This window comes from Pseudomonas crudilactis (assembly GCF_013433315.1).
GTDB lineage: Bacteria > Pseudomonadota > Gammaproteobacteria > Pseudomonadales > Pseudomonadaceae > Aquipseudomonas > Aquipseudomonas crudilactis.
In genome coordinates this window covers 90,048-108,233 of the sequence record NZ_WXVV01000011.1, presented here as the reverse complement: position 1 = coordinate 108,233, position 18,186 = coordinate 90,048, and the positions used below count along the sequence as shown (strand labels likewise).

At 59.4% G+C, this 18,186-nt stretch carries 12 protein-coding genes; 6 read left to right on the top strand and 6 right to left on the bottom strand.

From position 1 onward, the window contains the following. Window positions 1-65: 65 nt before the first annotated feature. The 4 genes from GTU76_RS14100 to GTU76_RS14085 all read right to left on the bottom strand — a co-directional run bounded on the left by GTU76_RS14100 (window position 66) and on the right by GTU76_RS14085 (window position 7,619). A complete protein-coding gene (locus GTU76_RS14100) occupies window positions 66-1,385 on the bottom strand; it encodes a DUF308 domain-containing protein (protein WP_180698864.1) in 1,320 nt (439 codons plus the stop codon). 118 nt (window positions 1,386-1,503) lie between these two features. Further along, complete coding sequence (locus GTU76_RS14095) at window positions 1,504-5,178, bottom strand: translocation/assembly module TamB domain-containing protein (protein ID WP_180698863.1); 3,675 nt, start codon at window positions 5,176-5,178, stop codon at window positions 1,504-1,506. Next, window positions 5,175-6,902, bottom strand: a complete 1,728-nt coding sequence (locus tag GTU76_RS14090; protein WP_175553828.1) for an autotransporter assembly complex protein TamA — start codon at window positions 6,900-6,902, stop codon at window positions 5,175-5,177. The genes GTU76_RS14095 and GTU76_RS14090 overlap by 4 nt, the downstream gene beginning before the upstream one ends. Window positions 6,903-6,968: 66 nt before the next feature. Continuing rightward, window positions 6,969-7,619: a GNAT family N-acetyltransferase gene (locus GTU76_RS14085; protein ID WP_007912451.1), complete on the bottom strand. Its 651-nt coding sequence runs from the start codon at window positions 7,617-7,619 to the stop codon at window positions 6,969-6,971. Between the two features lie 296 nt (window positions 7,620-7,915). On the opposite strand from GTU76_RS14085, the gene xthA reads away from it, so the two are divergent. Both xthA and GTU76_RS14075 read left to right on the top strand, forming a co-directional pair. Beyond that, on the top strand, window positions 7,916-8,728 hold the full coding sequence (gene xthA, locus GTU76_RS14080) for an exodeoxyribonuclease III (protein WP_016986547.1): 813 nt from the start codon (window positions 7,916-7,918) through the stop codon (window positions 8,726-8,728). Window positions 8,729-8,915: 187 nt separating this feature from the next. Beyond that, the gene (locus tag GTU76_RS14075) at window positions 8,916-10,250 is read left to right on the top strand and encodes a substrate-binding domain-containing protein (protein ID WP_180698862.1); all 1,335 of its coding nucleotides are present in this window, start codon (window positions 8,916-8,918) and stop codon (window positions 10,248-10,250) included. Window positions 10,251-10,380: 130 nt separating this feature from the next. Here GTU76_RS14075 and GTU76_RS14070 read toward each other — a convergent pair whose 3' ends face one another. Further along, window positions 10,381-11,610: an acyl-CoA dehydrogenase gene (locus GTU76_RS14070; RefSeq protein ID WP_180698861.1), complete on the bottom strand. Its 1,230-nt coding sequence runs from the start codon at window positions 11,608-11,610 to the stop codon at window positions 10,381-10,383. A gap of 170 nt (window positions 11,611-11,780) precedes the next feature. Here GTU76_RS14070 and GTU76_RS14065 point away from each other — a divergent pair, with 170 nt between their 5' ends. The 3 genes from GTU76_RS14065 (at window position 11,781) to GTU76_RS14055 (ending at window position 14,357) form a co-directional block, all read left to right on the top strand. Next, window positions 11,781-12,710 (top strand): LysR family transcriptional regulator, encoded by a 930-nt coding sequence (locus GTU76_RS14065; protein ID WP_016986544.1) that lies wholly within the window; start codon window positions 11,781-11,783, stop codon window positions 12,708-12,710. A 203-nt stretch (window positions 12,711-12,913) separates the two neighbouring features. Next, window positions 12,914-13,312 carry a MerR family transcriptional regulator gene (locus tag GTU76_RS14060; protein ID WP_042559912.1) on the top strand — a complete coding sequence of 133 codons (399 nt, stop codon included), beginning with the start codon at window positions 12,914-12,916 and terminating at the stop codon, window positions 13,310-13,312. Window positions 13,313-13,457: 145 nt separating this feature from the next. Further along, entirely contained in the window at window positions 13,458-14,357 is a 900-nt protein-coding gene (locus tag GTU76_RS14055) for a hydroxymethylglutaryl-CoA lyase (protein WP_180698860.1), read from the top strand. Window positions 14,358-15,026: 669 nt separating this feature from the next. On the opposite strand, the gene GTU76_RS14050 is transcribed toward GTU76_RS14055, so the two are convergent. Next, window positions 15,027-16,724: an AMP-binding protein gene (locus GTU76_RS14050; RefSeq protein WP_180698859.1), complete on the bottom strand. Its 1,698-nt coding sequence runs from the start codon at window positions 16,722-16,724 to the stop codon at window positions 15,027-15,029. Window positions 16,725-17,021: 297 nt separating this feature from the next. On the opposite strand from GTU76_RS14050, the gene GTU76_RS14045 reads away from it, so the two are divergent. Beyond that, a complete protein-coding gene (locus GTU76_RS14045; RefSeq protein WP_007917237.1) occupies window positions 17,022-18,185 on the top strand; it encodes an isovaleryl-CoA dehydrogenase in 1,164 nt (387 codons plus the stop codon). Window position 18,186: the final 1 nt, after the last annotated feature.

The following is an 18,186-nucleotide window of genomic DNA, read 5'->3' as shown; positions in this document are numbered from 1 at the left end:
GGCAACGACACAAAACCTGTGGGAGCGAGCTTGCTCGCGAAGGGTGCGACTCGGTGTAAGGTCGGTCAGGACTCGTCGGAAGGATGCACGGGTGGCGGCTGCACGGGATGCACCTCACGCCCCCGCAACGCAGTTCCCACATACCCAAACGCCCGTTTGCTCACCGCATATATGCTGTGCCAGCCCGGCGGTGCCGGCTCGATTGCAGCATGCAACGCCCGCGCATAGTCGAGCACCAGTCCGGGCGTCCAGGCCATCGCCTCTGCCCGTTTGCGCACTTGCGCGGCGACCCAGAACTCGGGGCTGAAAATGATCCGGGCGAAATCCAGCATGCTCGAATGGCCCCGGCTCATCGCTCCTTCAAGGGCCGCTTCGAGGCTATGGGCGACGGCGCTGGAACAGTTGCGACTGGTGAGGTTGTACGTGCTGTTCTGCCGATACTCCGTCCAGAACGCATGCAGGCGCCGGGCGTCGTAATGGGCAAAACTGACCTGCACCGAAGACGGACACCAGTCCGCCACCTCGCCGGCATAATCCGGCAGAAACCTGCCGGCGACATCGTTGTTCGGAGTCGCCCGCAGCAGTCGCACAAAATCCCCCGCCGAACGATCGATGTCGTCCTGCGGGTAATGGCTGATGTAAATGTCCGGACCACATTCCAGCGCCGCGTGACCGGCGGAGATAACGCCATTGATGTCGACCGCCGCGATGTAGCGGTTGAGCAGCCGATTGCGCACCAGGGTGTCGTCGACGGTGCGGCTGGGGGTCCAGACGTGAATCAACAACGCATCGCTGCTGGCCGGCGCACTGACCGACAAAGGGCTTGTCAGCGGCGGCTGGTTTTTGAAGCGCACGGCTTGGCGCAACAAGGCGCAACCGGTCAGGAAAAGGCTCATGCCAATGCAAAACGGCACCGTGCCCTTGTACAGCGTCGGATACGGCTCAAGGATAAACACGCCAAAGCCGATTTCGAACAATCCCGCCAGCAGCGACACTTGCCAACCGACAAAGCGCACCACCAGCGCCGCCGCCAGCCGAAAGCCACCATCAATGATGAAAGCCCCGCCAAACAGCACCGCCAGAATCAGCCCGGCGGCATGTTGCCGGTCGACGATCAGCAGTCCCAGCAAGAGAAAAGCCAACCCTCGCGCTCTGCGCAAGGCAGCAGCGGTGCCGGCTTGTGGTGCCGGCACCAGCAGCAGGATCAGGGCTTCGAGCAGCAACAGATAGCCGAAGAGATGCAGCGGGAAATACAAAACCCCGTCCAGCGCATCAATGAAGATGCCCACACCGGCCGCGCCCCAGACAATGCCCGTCAGCGCCAGCGCGGACCAACGCTTGCGGACAAAGTCGTGACCGAGCAAGACCATACTCAAGCGAACCATAGGCGTCTCTGTTGTTTTCGGGCAGCCGCCAACCGCGCAGCTTTCAAGTTGCGCTGAGTCTAATGCATTCTGCAAAAGCCGGATCGCAGCGATGCGACCCGGCCAGGGGACACGCGCGTCAGAAGTCGCGTTTGTAGAAGATATCCAGCGAACTCGCGACGCCACTCGCAGCCTCGACATAAACCTTCTTGCTCAGCTTATAGCGCAGCGCAATGGTGCTGGCCGGTTCAAACACGCCAACGCCATAACGCAAACTGAGCTTCTCGGTAATATTGCCGCTGGCCACAACACTGGTGGCATCTCCGCTGCCCGCCGTGTCGAGCTGAAAGTCCTGAATCCCCAGATCCTTGGCCAGGCTGCTGGTGACCCCGGAACTGCCCATCAAGCCCAGACCCAACGCTGCTTGCGCGAGCATGTTGTTGTCTTCGCCATTGGTGCTCAGCGGACGACCGAGGACCAGATAGGACAAGGCCTGCTCCTGGCTCATCGCCGGCTCGGAGAAGATCTGCGTGGTCGGTTGCTCGGCGCTACCGCTCAGGCGAATACCGGCGATCACATCGTCGGTCTGGCGAATCGCTTCGATGTCCAGATACGGCTGATCGAGGGGGCCGGCGAACAACAGACGTGCACGGCGCACTTGCAGGCGCTGGCCGTAGGCACTGTAGCGGCCGTCGTTGAGCCAAAGTTCGCCACGGGTGTCCATGTTGTCGCCGATGTGCACATGGCCTTGCACATTGGCGGTCAGGCCGAAACCGGCGAAGGCCAGTTTGTCTTCGCCAACCACCACGTCGATGTCCATTTTCATCGCCAGCGGTGGTTTGCCCTCTTCGGTCTGCGCACCGACGATGATCGTGTCATCGGAGACTTTCACCGTGGATGGCGGCAGCTCTCGCACGGTGATTTCGCCTCTGGGCACCTGCACTTTGCCGGCGATTTTCAGCTCGTCGCCGGCCATGGAAATCTTCAAGTCCGGCGCCACTTCGAGCTTGGCGTACGGCTCGACGGTGACCGGCAATTGCGTGCCTTTGAGCGCCAGATCGACCACCAACGCCTGACCCCAGGCGACGTTACCGTTCAAGCTGCCCTGCCCGCTCTTGCCACTTTTCCAGCCGCCGTCGAGGCGTACCGATTCGCCGGCAATCAGCGCGGTGAGTTGCAGGTTCTGCAGTTCCATCGGCAACTCGGCGCCGGACACTTCACCGTCGCTGAGTTGCACGGTGCCGTTGACCAGCGGCGCCAGCAATCCGCCGGAAATCGTGCCGCTGCCGTTGAGGCGCCCGGTGAGTTTCTCGACCATCGGCACAAACGGCCGCGCCACCGACAGATCCAGCCCGGAAAGGCGGAACGAGCCGCTCAACGGTTTGTTTTTCGGCAACGGGTTGAGCTGCGCCTGCACCAGCAACTCGCCGAGTTTGCCGCCGACGAAATTCAGTTCGGTGTCGACGCGTTTCGGCGTGAGTTTGCTGCTGAGCTTCAGGGTCTGGTACGGGAAGTCCAGCCACTGATCCTTTTCCTTCATGCGCAGGGTGCCGCCGCTGGCGTCAATGCTGACCACACCATTCGGGCCGCTGGCCGGCAGATCCAGTTGCAGATCGGCGTTGAGCTTACCCTTCCAGGCAAAGTCTTTCGGCAACCATTGCGCCAGGCTTTCGATCGGGAACTGCTTGAGGTGGTAGCGCAGTTTCGGCTCCGGCATCAGCCGTTGATCTTCACCGCACAGGCTAGCGTCGCCGGACATCCAGCAATGCGCGCCAAAGTTGATTTTGCCGTCAGCCAGACGTTCGAGTCTGGCCGGGCTTTGCAGTTTCCAGTCCTGGCCACCGGCCTGAATATCGCCGCTGGCCAGGCGTCCACGCCAGTTGCCTTTATCCAGATTGCCGTCCAGACCGAGGGCCAGTTTCAGCTTCGGCCCGATCAGGTCGAGGTCAAGTTTCTGCTTTTTGATATCACCTTGGGCGCTGGCGGTCAGCGTGCCCAACGCGGTGTCGCCGGCCTGAATGCCCGCGCCTTTCAAATCGATTTTCGCACGCTGTGCGCTGTCGAGAGTTGCATCAAGGTTGAGGCTTTGCAGGCGATTGTCCTGGAACGCCAGTTGCGAACCTTGCAGGTCGAGTTTGCCCTGCGGTGCTTTCAACGTGCCGGCGACATTGACCTGACCGTTGACCTGCCCGCGCAGTTGCGGCCAAAGCTGAGCCAGACGCGACAGCTTGATGTCGATCTGCCCGGTGAGTTTCTGTTGCAGGCTGCCCTTGCCGTTGATGCTGTTGTCGCCGAGGCGGATTTGCAGGGCGTTGAGATTCCATTGCTCGCCGGCGCCATCAGCCTTGGCCTGGAGAATCGCCGGTTGCCCGCGCAGTTTGCCTTTCAAATCGAGATCAGCGGTCAGGCTCAGGCGTTCGTTCTTCATTTCGCCTTGGCTTTTCAGCGGCCCGGCCAAGGTGCCCGGCAGCTCGGCAACCCAGTACGCCGGGTTCAGTGCCGACAGCTCCAGCGCTGTGTCCCAGGCGATACCGTCGGCAAACTGTACATTGACGTGCCCTTCAGCCTTGCCCTGCCCGGCTTGCATTTTCAGTTGCGGCAAAGCGATCTGTTTAAGGCTGCCGCTGAACGGACTGCTCAGGGTAAATGCGCCGGCCGGACCATCCAGTGCGGCGTCGAAGTTACCGAGGTATTGCCCATCGGTGTAGGAGACTTCGCCACTGAAAGTACGCAGGGCGACTTGCGGCTCGTCGATTTCGTTATAGAGCCGGTGCCACGGGAAATCCTGCCAGTTGATATTGGCTTGGGCGCTGAGGCCTTTGCTCCAGTCAACGCTGCCAGTGAGTTTCAGGCTTTGTTTGTCGTTGGCCGTCAGGTCGAGGCCGGCAATCTGCGCGCCGCTGGCGTCGACTTTGCCTTTGAGCAACAGCGCCACCGGACCTTTATCGGCGGGCAGCGTGGCGTTGCCGTTGAGCTGATAACCGTTTTTCAGGTCGCCTTCGCCGGTCAGCAGCAGTTGATTGAGTTGCAGCGTGTCCGGCAGGTCGGCGCTCGGCTTGAACGCATCGCTAGTGATGCGCACCTTGGCCGGCAGGTTTTCCGCCAGCGGTTGCAGCTCGCCGCTCAACTGGCCGTCAAGGTAACCCCGGCTGTCGGCGTGCAGGTTGAGGGTTTTCAACAGGTCGCCGTCGATCTTCAACGCCAGTGTCCACGGCCCAGTACCCGGCGATGGCAACGTCAGGTCACCGGCAATGTTCAGCGGCCAGTTGCCGCTCGGCGCGAGCGTGCCGGACAGGTTCAGGCTGAGGTCATCGCGCTGCAATTTGATGCTTTCAATCTGCATACCCTGGGCAGTCCAGTGCGCTGCCAGTTGCAAACCCTTGAGCTGTTCGCTGCCGTTGAACAACAGGCTGCCGACCTGCACGTCGCCCAGTTCGATGGCCACCGGCAATTGCAGATCCGGCAGTTTGATCGGGCCGCTTTCGGTGGTCTCTTCGCTCGGCGGGAATTGCAGAATGACCTGATCAGCCTTGAGCTGGTCGATGCACAGGGTCATGCGCGTCAGGCATAGCGGCGACCAAGCGAAAATCGCTTTGTTCAGCTCGACGCGGCTGCTGTCCTGCTGCCACAGCAGATGATCGGCGCTCCACTGCCCGCCGAGACGACCCTGGAAATTTTCCACGCTCAAGCCCGGTACGAGGCCCAGCACCCAGCGGCTGCCGGTCGCCGTGCCAAGCACAGCGGTGACACTCAATACAATCAACAACACCAGCGCCAACAACGCCAGCGCCGTAATTTTCAAACCACGCTTCACAGCTCAGGCCCCATGGAAAAGTGCAGCCGGATGCCGCCATCGTCGTCGAGTGCGTGGGCCAGGTCGAGGCGGATCGGCCCCACCGGCGAGACCCAGCGCACACCAATCCCGACCCCGGTCTTGAGGTTCGGCAGTTCGAGTTTGTTGAAGGAATTACCCTGATCGACAAAGGTCGCCACGCGCCATTTCTCGGCGATCGAGTATTGATATTCGACGCTACCAGCGACCATGTAACGGCCGCCGATGCGATCGCCATCGGAGTTTTTCGGCGACAGGCTCTGATAGTCGTAACCGCGCACGCTCTGATCGCCACCGGCGAAGAAACGCAGCGACGGCGGCACCGAGTTGTAGCCGTTGGTGGCGCTGCCGCCGACCTGCACGCGACCGAGGAAGCGGTGTTTGTCGAATACTGTGGTCAGGCCTTTGACCAGTGCGGTGCCATATAGAAGGTTGTTATCGGAACCGAGGCCTTCCTTCGCCACTTTGCTTTCGAAGCTCAGGCGATAGCCGTTGTGCGGGTCTATGCGGTTGTCGCTTTTCAGGTACGAGTAACTGATGCCGGGCATCAGCAAGGTACTCAGGCCCGAATCGTCGCCGAGTTCGTATTCTTCACGCTGCCATTTCAGCGAGATAACCCGCTGCCAGCCGCTCGGTAATTTGCTGTGCCATTCCGGGCCGAAAGTGAGCAGTTTGCTCAAGGTGTCGGAACCGTCGATGTCTTCGAATTGATAGCCGCCGGCCCAGCGCAGTTTGTCGGTCAGCGGCGGGTCGAGCGGGATGTCGTAGAACAGCCCGACGTTTTGTCGTGGCGCCGACAGTTCGGCTTCCCAGCCATAGCTGTCGCCCTGCGGGTTGACCCAATGGCGCGTCCAGTTGGCCTTGATGCGCGGGCCGACGTCGGTCGAATAACCGAGGCCCAGGCCCATGGTCCGTGGCTTGCGCGTGTCGAGTTTGACCTCCACCGGGATCACGTCATTTTTCGCCGTGGTTGGTGCGGCATCGACACGCACGCCTTCGAAATAACCGCTCGATTGCAGATCGCGATTGAGCTCAGCGATCAGCTCGGAGTCGTACGGCTCGCCTTCCTTGAACGGCACCATGCGTTGCAGCAGATCTTCGTCGAACGGCGTGTCGCCTTCGAATTTGACTTTGCCCAACGCATAACGCGGGCCGCTTTCGTAGATCAGTTCGATGTCGGCAACCCCGGCGCGCGGGTCGACCATGAGTTTTTGGCTAGTAAAGTGGCCACTGAAAAAACCGAAGCGCGAGGCCTGATTCTGAATAAGTCTTTTGGCGTCTTCGTAACGGCCATGGTTGAGCACCGCACCGGACTTGAGCGCGTCGCTTTTCGGGACTCGAAAGGATTTGAGGGAGGCAGCCGGGCCGTCGACACGGAGGGTGACGTTGCGCAGGTGAATCGGCTCGCCGGGATCGATCTTCAGTATCAGGCGCGGTTTTTCGCCGCCCTTGACGTCGCTTTCGATCTGCGGCTGGTAGTAGCCCAACGCCTGGGCCGCCTTGCGCGCCTGCTCTTCGGCACCGCGACTGAAGCGTTGCAGAGCTTCTTCGTCACGGTCGCCGAGGCTGCCGATATAGCCTTCTATATTGGCCTTGAGTTCATCGTTGGACGGTTTGATCCGCACATCCAATTCACTTTGCGCCAGCGCCGCGCAGCTGGTTAACAGCACGAGCACGCCACTGGTAAATCTTCCTGGAAACTTCATAGGCGCGGATGCTATCACGGGCTTGGGAGCGTGATAGAACAGGAAATTTCCCAAGAAGTTCGATTGTCATGCTGTTGCAGTTTGTAACACCTGCGGATTGGCGTGGAAAAACACGTGTTCACGTACGGGCCCGACGGCAACCTCGCCGATCTCCTCGTAACCCTGCCTTTTATAGAATTCCAGGTAACGCGGGTTGCCGGTGTCGAGCACCACGCCCTGCGAGGTTTCATCCACCGCGCACCAGTTGTGCACGGCGGTCAGCAGTTGCTCGCCGAAGTGCTTGCCCTGAAATTGTGGGTGAATGCCCAGCAGCGGCAGCATGTGCACCGAATCGCTGGGTACGCAGGCAGCAACGGCATCGTGGTATTCCAGATAACGGCGGGTGCAGCGGAAGCCGGTGCTGAGCACCATGCGCAAACGCCACGCCCAACTTTCGGTAATACCCAGACGGCGCTGTGGCGGCGCGATCAACGCGATGCCGATCAGGCGGTCGTTGACCAGCAGGCCGATGGCCGGCAGATCCTGCAGAAAGTGTTGTTTGACCAGCTCGCGCACCGTCGCCCGCACGCGTTGTTCGTAGCCGGGGCGTTCGGCTTCGAACAGATAGCCGAAGGTCGGCTCGTGGCGATAGGCCTGATAGAGCAGCGAGCGGGCTTCGCGGGAATAACCGCGGTCGAGCATATGAATGTCGGCGATGGCGGTCTGGGTTTCAGGCATGACGGTGACTCTCCCCGGGGCGCGTTCAAATGGCGGCGCTCTTGTTGGTACGAACCTTTTGCGGGTGGCGTGGTTCCCCACAGGTATAGACCAAGTCGTGATCTTCATCGACTGGGCGGCCGCCTTCGCGAGCAAGCTCGCTCCCACATTTGGAACGCATTCCCCTGTGGGAGCGAGCTTGCTCGCGAAGAGGCACTTACAGGCAACATAAATCCCACAGACCAAAATGATTTCTCCCACACTGGCCCATCTCCCCCATGTCAGCTAGCATCGCCCTTTTGCCAGGACTGCCGACCATGAAGATCGTTTCCTTCAACATCAACGGACTGCGCGCCCGTCCGCATCAGCTGGCAGCGCTGATCGAAAAACACCAGCCCGACGTGATCGGCCTGCAGGAAACCAAGGTCCACGACGACCAGTTCCCGCTGGAAGAAGTCCGCGCCCTCGGCTACCACGTGTATTTCCACGGCCAGAAAGGTCATTACGGCGTGGCGATGCTCTCGCGTCAGGAACCGATTGCGATCCACAAAGGTTTCGCCACTGACGAAGAAGACGCCCAGCGCCGCTTTATCTGGGGCACGTTCGCCGACGCCAATGGCGTGCCGGTGACGATCATGAACGGCTATTTCCCCCAGGGTGAAAGCCGCGACCATCCAACCAAGTTCCCGGCCAAGCAGCGTTTCTACAACGATCTGCAAGCGCTGCTGGAAAGCCAGTTTCACAATGAACAGCCCGTGGTGGTGATGGGCGATGTGAACATTTCCCCGGAAGACTGCGACATCGGCATCGGCCCGGACAACATGAAGCGCTGGCTGAAAACCGGTAAATGCAGCTTCCTGCCGGAAGAGCGTGAGTGGATGGCACGCCTGAAGAACTGGGGTTTGACTGACAGTTATCGTCACCTGAATCCGGACGTGACCGACATGTTCAGCTGGTTCGACTATCGTAGCCGTGGCTTTGAAGATGAGCCGAAGCGTGGGCTGCGGATTGATGTGATTCTGGCGTCGCATGGTTTGTTGCCACGGGTGAAGGCTGCCGGTGTGGATTATGAATTGCGCGGGATGGAGAAGCCGTCCGATCATGCGCCGATCTGGCTGGAACTGGCCTGATCCCAAGCCTTACGCAATACCTGTAGGAGTGAGCCTGCTCGCGATTGCGGTGAATCAGTCGACATAAATTTGACCGGTACACCGCTGTCGCGAGCAGGCTCACTCCTACATGGGTTAGTTGTCATCTTTTGGTCATGCGCCTGACTTAATCTCCCCGGCAATCCCCTTGGCTTGATTCGGTGCCGGCATGACCCTGCGTGTTCTGTGCGTATTTCTCTTGAGTGGGTGGCTGACGGTTTCGGCCGCTGCCCTGCCCCTTCCTGAAAACGGCCCCGCGCTGCGCATTCAAGGTTCCAACACCATCGGCGCCGAACTCGGCCCGGCGCTGGTCGAAGGGTTGCTGCAAGAACAGGGCTTGCTGAAAATCCACCGCGAAACCCCGGACACCGCCAACGAACTGCGCATCGTCGGCCAAACCGCCCAAGGCAAACGCGTGGTCGTTGAAGTGGCCGCCCACGGGTCCAGCACCGGTTTCACCGCGTTGAAAAATGCCAGCGCCGATCTGGCCGCCTCTTCCCGCGAGATCAAGGACAGCGAGTTGCAGACCTTGCAATCACTGGGCGATCTGAAAAGTCCTGCCGCCGAACAAGTCATCGCCATTGATGGCCTGGCGATCATTCTTCATCCCGACAATCCATTGCAGCAACTCGACACCGAGCAACTGGCGCGGATCTTTGCCGGCGAGGTGAAAACCTGGGAAGACCTCGGCGGGCGTGGCGGTGCGATTCATTTATATGCGCGCGATGATCAATCCGGCACCTACGACACGTTTAAAGAACTGGTCCTTAGCCGGCGTGGGAAAAGTCTGAACAGCGCGGCGAAAAGGTTTGAGTCCAGCGAGCAATTGTCCGACGCGGTGAGCAGCGATCCGCAAGGCATCGGCTTCATCGGCTTGCCCTACGTGCGTCAGGCCAAAGCCGTGGCCATCGCCGATGGCGCGTCGCAATCGATGTTGCCGTTGAACAGCCTGATTGCCACTGAGGACTATCCACTGTCGCGACGGTTGTTCTTCTATCTGCCGCCCGCCAGCAACAATCCATGGGCGCAGGCGTTGGTGGCGTTTGCGCAAAGTCGTCAGGGCCAGGCGATTGTCGCGGCAAACGGTTTTATCAGCCAGACCGTGCACGCGATGAGCGTCGCGCCGAATGCGCTGATGCCCGAGGGTTATCAATCCCTCAGCCGTCACGCCCAGCGTCTGACCGTGAATTTCCGTTTTGAAGAAGGCAGCGCGAGTCTGGATAACAAGGCGCGGCAGGATCTGGCGCGGGTGATCGACTATATAAAGCGCCACGACAAGACCGAGCGCGCGGTGACCTTGGTCGGCTTTGGTGATGCCAAGGATGACCCGGCACGCGCGGATCTGCTGTCGAAGCTGCGGGCGATGGCGGTGCGCCGGGAACTGGTGAAGAACGGCGTGGTGTTGCGTGAGGTTCGCGGCTTTGGTGCGTTGATGCCGGTGGCGGCGAACAATGCGGATGAAGGAAGGATCAAGAATCGGCGGGTTGAGGTTTGGGTGTATTGAGTCTGATGGTTATGTACTGAATGGGCTGACCCTTTCGCGAGCAAGCTCGCTCCCACAGGGATCGCATTCTTCCATTTGGAATGCGGTTTAATGTGGGAGCGAGCTTGCTCGCGAAGCAGGCGACGCGGTCTTAATGACCGCTACGCAGCATTTCCTTCGGCACATACTTGCCGATCTCGAACTTGCCGATCGCTGCGCGGTGCACCTCGTCCGGGCCGTCGGCCAGGCGCAGGGTGCGTTGCATGGCGTACATGTAGGCCAGCGGGAAGTCGTTCGACACCCCTGCCCCGCCATGCATCTGGATGGCCCGATCGATCACTCGCAGCGCGACGTTCGGCGCAACGACTTTGATCTGCGCAATCTCGCTTTTCGCCACTTTGTTACCGACGGTGTCCATCATGTACGCCGCTTTCAGCGTAAGCAGACGTGCCATGTCGATTTCCATCCGCGAGTCGGCGATCTTGTCGACGTTACCGCCCAGACGCGCCAGCGGTTTACCGAATGCCGTGCGGCTCACCGCACGTTTGCACATCAATTCCAGCGCACGCTCGGCCATGCCAATCGAGCGCATGCAGTGGTGAATGCGGCCTGGGCCAAGGCGACCTTGAGCGATTTCGAAACCGCGACCTTCACCGAGCAAAACGTTTTCGAACGGCACACGCACGTTGTCGAACAGCACTTCGGCGTGGCCGTGCGGAGCGTCGTCGTAGCCAAACACCGGCAATGGACGGACAATCTTCACGCCGGGGGTGTCGACCGGCACGAGGATCATCGAGTGCTGGGCGTGACGCGGCGCATCGGGATTGCTCAGGCCCATGAAGATGAGGATCTTGCAGCGCGGATCGCAGGCACCGGAAGTCCACCATTTTTTGCCGTTGATCACCCACTCGTCACCATTGCGCTCGGCGCGGGCGGCCATGTTGGTAGCGTCGGACGACGCGACGTCCGGTTCGGTCATGGCGAATGCCGAGCGGATTTCACCGCGCAACAGCGGTTCGAGCCAGCGCTGTTTCTGTTCTTCGTTGGCGTAGCGCACCAGCACTTCCATGTTGCCGGTGTCCGGTGCCGAGCAGTTGAACGGTTCCGGCCCGAGCAGCGAACGGCCCATGATTTCCGCCAATGGTGCGTATTCGAGGTTGGTCAGACCGGCACCGAGTTCCGACTCAGGCAGAAACAAATTCCACAGACCCTCGGCCTTGGCCTTGGCTTTGAGCTCTTCCATGATCGCCGTCGGCTGCCAGCGATCGCCTTCGGCAACCTGGCGCTCGAACACGGCTTCGGCCGGGTAAACGTAAGTGTCCATGAACGCGGTCACGCGCTCACGCAGTTCTTGCACCTTGGGCGAATAAGCGAAATCCATGATCAATTACCTTCTTGGGCAGAGGTTGTTCAAGTCATGCAATCGATGCTAGAACAGCGTTGATAATTTACCTAGCCTATTCTCGGCGTGTATAAACATTCATCACCGATATATGATCGGCTGATTGCCAGCCGCTAAAACACCGCCCTTAAAACAAGAGAAGCCGCGTTATGAATCTGAGTAAGGTCGACCTCAACCTTTTCATCGTCTTTGACGCGATCTATACCGAAGCCAACCTGACCCGCGCCGGGCAGATTGTCGGCATCACTCAGCCCGCGGTGTCCAACGCCTTGGCGCGGTTGCGCGAGACCTTCAACGATCCACTGTTCGTGCGCACCGCTCAGGGCATGGTGCCGACACCCATGGCGCAGAACATCATCGGCCCGGTGCGCAACGCACTGTCGCTGCTGCGCGTGTCGGTTCAGGAAAGTCGCATTTTCAACCCGGCGCAAGCGGTGAAGACCTACCGCATCAGCATGACCGACCTCACCGAGGCAGTGATTCTGCCGCCGCTGTTCCAGCGCCTGCGCCGTTTGGCGCCGACCGTCATCATTGAAAGTTTTCTGTCCAAGCGCCGCGAGACCACTAAAGAGCTGGCTGCCGGACGTCTGGATTTCGCAGTTGATGCGCCGCTTAACACCGACCCGCAGGTGCGCCACGTCAAGTTGATGGAAGACCGTTACGTGTGTGCGATGCGCAAAGGGCATCCGATGGCGGGCAAGGAAAAGCTCTCGCTGGATGATTATCTGTCGCTGACGCATATCCACATTTCCAGCCGTCGCAGTGGCTTGGGTTATGTCGATCTGGCGCTGGGCAAAATGGGTATTCAGCGCAAGATTGCCCTGCGTTCGCAGCATTACTTGATGGCGTCGCAGGTGATGCAGCAAACCGACATGGTCATGACCGTGCCGGAGCGCTTTGCCCGCCGGCATGAATTGCAGGCGTTTAATCTGCCGGTGAATGATGTGCCGCCGGTGGAGACGCATTTGTACTGGCATGAAAGCACCGATCAGGATCCGGCGAATCGCTGGATGCGCGAGCAGATGATCGAGTTGTGCCAGCAGGTGACGGCGCAGGAGAAGAAGCTCGATAAGGTGTAGGGCTTTTTACCGATTTATCGTTCTTCGTCGGAACGCCGCCCGGAGACAGGCTCGCTCCCACAGGTTATGTGGCGTTCACACATCCACTGTGGGAGCGAGCTTGCTCGCGAAGAGGCCAGCACTGACAACAACAAATCATCCCGCTTGACGTAAACGTCAACCTGCCATTAGCTTAGCGCCAAGACCTTTTTCCGAGCGCTTCCATGAGCAGCCAGACTTACAGCATCTCCGACCTCGCCCGCGAGCTGGACATCACCACCCGGGCGATCCGCTTTTATGAAGAGCAAGGCCTGCTCAGTCCTGAGCGCCGTGGCCAGGAACGCATCTATTCGCCGCGCGACAAGGTCAGCCTGAAGCTGATCCTGCGTGGCAAACGCATTGGCTTCTCGCTGGCCGAATGCCGCGAACTGATTGAGCTTTATGACCCGTCCAGCGGTAACACCAAACAGCTCAACAGCATGCTGGCGAAAATCAGTGAACGCCGCGAGCAACTGGAGCAGCAGTTGCTGGATATCGAACAGATGAAGCTGGAACTCGATACCGCCGAGGAGCGCTGCGTGCAGGCGCTGGAGCAGACGCTCAAGAGCCAGCAAGCGATCTAACGGATCAAACACTATTCCCTGTGGGAGCGAGCTTGCTCGCGAATACGGTCTGACATTTAAATGTTTGTCGACTGATACACCGCTTTCGCGAGCAAGCTCGCTCCCACAGGGTTCTCCACGAATTCAAAAGAGCAGGTCAACCGCCATGTCCCTCCCCTCCCAAGTACGCCTGATCGAAGTCGGCCCGCGCGATGGCCTGCAAAACGAAGCCCAACCGATCAGCGTCACCGACAAGGTGCGACTGGTCGACGCTCTCAGCGCCGCCGGTCTTGGCTATATAGAAGTCGGCAGTTTCGTTTCGCCCAAATGGGTGCCGCAAATGGCCGGTTCCGCTGAAGTGTTCGCGCAGATCCAGCGCAAACCCGGCGTGACCTACGGTGCACTGGCACCAAACCTGCGCGGCTTCGAAGACGCCATAGCCGCCGGGGTCAAGGAAGTCGCGGTGTTCGCCGCTGCCTCCGAAGCCTTCTCGCAGCGCAACATCAATTGTTCGATCAGCGAAAGTCTGGCGCGCTTTGCGCCAATCATGGAAGCCGCGAAACAGCACGGCGTTACCGTGCGCGGTTACGTGTCCTGCGTGCTCGGTTGCCCGTATGAAGGCACGGTCGCGCCGGAACAAGTGGCGATGGTCGCGCGCGAGTTGTATGCGATGGGCTGCTACGAAGTATCGCTGGGCGACACCATTGGCACCGGCACCGCTGGCGCGACTCGCCGTTTGTTTGAGGTGGTATCGGCGCAGGTGCCACGGGACAAACTCGCCGGGCACTTCCACGACACCTACGGCCAGGCCATGGCCAACATTTATGCCAGCCTGCTCGAAGGCATTTCCGTGTTCGACAGCTCTATCGCGGGTCTCGGCGGCTGCCCGTACGCCAAAGGCGCGAGCGGTAACGTTGCTACCGAAGACGCTGTGTACCTGCTCAACGGTCTCGGCATCGAGACCGGTATCAACCTGGACGCCTTGATTGCCGCGGGTCAGCAGATCAGTGCGGTACTCGGTCGCGCAACCGGTTCGCGCGTTGCCAAAGCTCGCAGCGCGCAGTGAGGGGACAAGGTGTTACCGCTGTGTCCGGAATGTGGGTTAAAGCGAGTAACACGGAAACAAATTGTCTGGTTCCGCTGGAATGAAAATACGCCTAAATTCTCAAGACATTGATTTATAAAGAATTTTAAAAGTTGGCACGGCTTCTGCTATCTCTATGGCATAACAAGAATAAAAAGCAGCAAACCAATAAAAATAAGACGTACCGACTCTGACATAACAAAAACAACACGGCAGAGACGCAGCTAACAGATTTTTTTGGAGAAGGTGTGCTTTTCAGGGTGCTCCCAGGAGTGACCCGCAACCGGGCAGAGAACAATAAAACTACCTTCAGGTAGCTCCCGAATCGGTTGGATCGCTTAGCGAGAAAGCAGATCAGCGCTCAAAAAAATACGTTTGCTCTTGACCCCGGATGGGGGTCGCCAAAAACAGCGGTAAAGGGCCACGGTTGCCAAAAACAACAACAGACCGACCCTCAATAATAAAAAAGAGCACGCGACGACAAAATTAAAGGGGAGCCTCGGCTCCCCTTTGTGCTTTCTATAATTCCTCTTTTCCTCAACACCTATCCCCTGTGGGAGCGAGCTTGCTCGCGAATGCGGTGTGTCATCAACAAAGATATCGGCTGACCTGACGCCTTCGCGAGCAAGCTCGCTCCCACAGGGGTTGTGGTTACCGTTCGATTGTTTTCATTTCCTCAATACTGATCTCTCGCATCCTGAATTTCTGAATCTTGCCCGTCACCGTCATCGGAAACTCTTCGACGAACTTGAAGTGCCGTGGCGTCTTGAAGTGCGCGATGCGTTCCTTGCACCAGGTTTGCAGCTCCAGCTCCGAAGCGTTGTGGCCGGGGTGGAATTTGATCCAGGCGACAATCTCCTCACCGTAACGTGAGCATGGAATGCCGATCACCTGCACGTCCGCCACCGCCGGGTGGGTGAAGAAAAACTCCTCCAGCTCGCGCGGATAAATGTTCTCGCCGCCGCGAATGATCATGTCCTTGTTACGCCCGGCAATGTTGACGTAACCCTCCTCGTTCATGCTCGCCAGGTCGCCGGTGTGCATCCAGCCCGCTTCATCGATGGCTTCAGCCGTGGCTTGCGGATTGCTCCAGTAGCCGAGCATCACGCTGTAACCGCGCGAGCACAGCTCGCCGATGGTGCCGCGCGGCACGAGGTTGCCGGCTTCATCGATGATCTTGCTTTCCAGTTGTGGCTGGGTGCGGCCGACGGTGGTCACGCGCAGCTCCAGTTCGTCGTTCGGGCCGGTTTGCAGCGACACCGGGCTGGTTTCGGTCATGCCGTACGCAATCTGCACTTCGCTCATGTGCATCTCGCTGATCACTCGGCGCATCACTTCGATCGGGCACGTCGCACCGGCCATGATCCCGGTGCGCAGGCTCGACAGGTCAAAGTCGTGACGTTGCGGCTGATCGAGCATGGCGATGAACATGGTCGGTACGCCGTAGAGGCCGGTGGCTTTTTCATCGGCGACGGTTTGCAGGGTCAGCAACGGGTCGAAAGCATCGTTGGGGTAAATCATCGTGCTGCCGTGGGTGATGCAGCCGAGGTTGCCCATGACCATGCCGAAGCAGTGGTACAGCGGCACCGGGATCACCAGGCGGTCGTGCGGGGTCAGACCGATGCTTTCGCCGACCATGTAACCGTTATTGAGGATGTTGTAGTGGCTGAGGGTCGCGCCCTTGGGGAAACCGGTAGTGCCGGAGGTGTACTGGATGTTGACCGGTTGATCGAAGTGCAGGCTGTCGCTGCGTTCGATGAGTTGTTCCGGGGAGATGCCGGTGGCCAGATCTGCCAGTTGCGACCACGGCAGGAAACCTGACGGTGGCTGCGGGTCGAGACTGATCACCCCACGCAAGTCCGGCAGACGCTCGCTACGCAGTTGGCCGATGGATTGCTCGGCCAGTTCCGGCACCAGGCCTTGCAACATGCCGTGATAGTTGGAGGACTTGAATGCCCCGGCGCAGACCAGCCATTGGCAGCCGGATTGTTTGAGCACGTATTCCAGTTCGGAATTGCGGTAGGCCGGGTTGACGTTGACCAGGATCACGCCGATTTTTGCGGTGGCGAATTGGGTGATGCACCACTGCGCGCAGTTCGGCGCCCAGATACCGAGACGATCGCCGGCCTGCAAACCCAAGGCCAGTAGCGCTCTGGCATGCAGATCGACCGCGTCGGCCAGTTGTCGCCAGGAATAACGCAGCTGTTGATGGCGCACCACCAGCGCTTCACCGTCGGGATACTGCGCGACGGTCTGATCGAACTTCTGCCCGATGGTCATCGCCAGCAAGGCTTTGTCCTGAGAACCACGGGTGTAGCTGCGCTGCGGGTTTGCACTGGGTTGATCCATGACGACCCCTATTGTCTTTATTAGTGGGTTTTGCCGGATTTAACCCCTGTGGGAGCGAGCTTGCTCGCGAAGAGGCCAGCGGATTCAACATCCATGTTGACTGATCTGACGCTTTCGCGAGCAAGCTCGCTCCCACAAGGTCTACTCCGTTTCAATCTTGAACTGCCCTTACTCTCGCTCAAGTTGACGTTAACGTAAAGGGTGATTGACAGCCATCAGCCACAAGCTTACGTTAACGTAAAGGTGAGAGCTGAGTGACCGCCCTCCCCACCCTACAAAAAAGCCAAAAGGTGACCCATGAGCTACCCATCCCTGAACTTCGCCCTCGGTGAAACCATCGACATGCTGCGCGATCAGGTCCAGTCCTTTGTCGCCAAGGAGATCGCTCCCCGCGCGGCGCAGATCGACAGCGACAACCTGTTCCCCGCTGACATGTGGCGCAAGTTCGGCGACATGGGCCTGCTCGGTATCACCGTGCCGGAAGAGTACGGCGGCGCTGGCCTGGGTTATCTGGCGCACGTCGTGGCGATGGAAGAAATCAGCCGTGGCTCGGCCTCGGTGGCGTTGTCCTACGGAGCGCATTCCAACCTCTGCGTCAACCAGATCAACCGCAACGGCAACCACGAACAGAAATCCAAGTACCTGCCGAAGCTGATCAGCGGCGAGCACGTTGGCGCACTGGCGATGAGCGAACCGAACGCAGGTTCCGATGTGGTTTCGATGAAACTGCGCGCCGACAAACGCGGCGACCGCTTCGTCCTTAACGGCAGCAAAACCTGGATCACCAACGGCCCGGATGCCAACACCTATGTGATCTACGCCAAGACCGACCTGGAAAAAGGCCCACACGGCATCACCGCCTTCATCGTCGAGCGCGACTGGAAAGGTTTCAGCCGCAGCAACAAGTTCGACAAGCTCGGCATGCGCGGTTCCAACACCTGCGAGCTGTTCTTCGATGACGTTGAAGTGCCGGAAGAAAACATCCTCGGCGTGCTCAACGGTGGCGTGAAAGTGCTGATGAGCGGCCTCGATTACGAGCGCGTCGTGCTGTCCGGTGGCCCGACCGGGATCATGCAGTCGTGCATGGATCTGATCGTGCCGTACATCCACGACCGCAAACAGTTCGGCCAGAGCATCGGCGAATTCCAGCTGATCCAGGGCAAAGTCGCCGACATGTACACCCAACTCAACGCCAGCCGCGCCTATCTGTATGCCGTTGCGCAGGCTTGCGAGCGCGGCGAAACCACACGCAAAGACGCCGCCGGGGTGATCCTCTACACCGCCGAACGCGCCACACAAATGGCCCTCGACGCGATCCAGATTCTCGGCGGTAACGGTTACATCAATGAGTTCCCGGCCGGTCGTCTGCTGCGTGACGCCAAGCTGTACGAAATCGGCGCTGGCACCAGTGAGATCCGTCGCATGCTGATCGGTCGCGAACTGTTCAACGAAACCCGCTAAA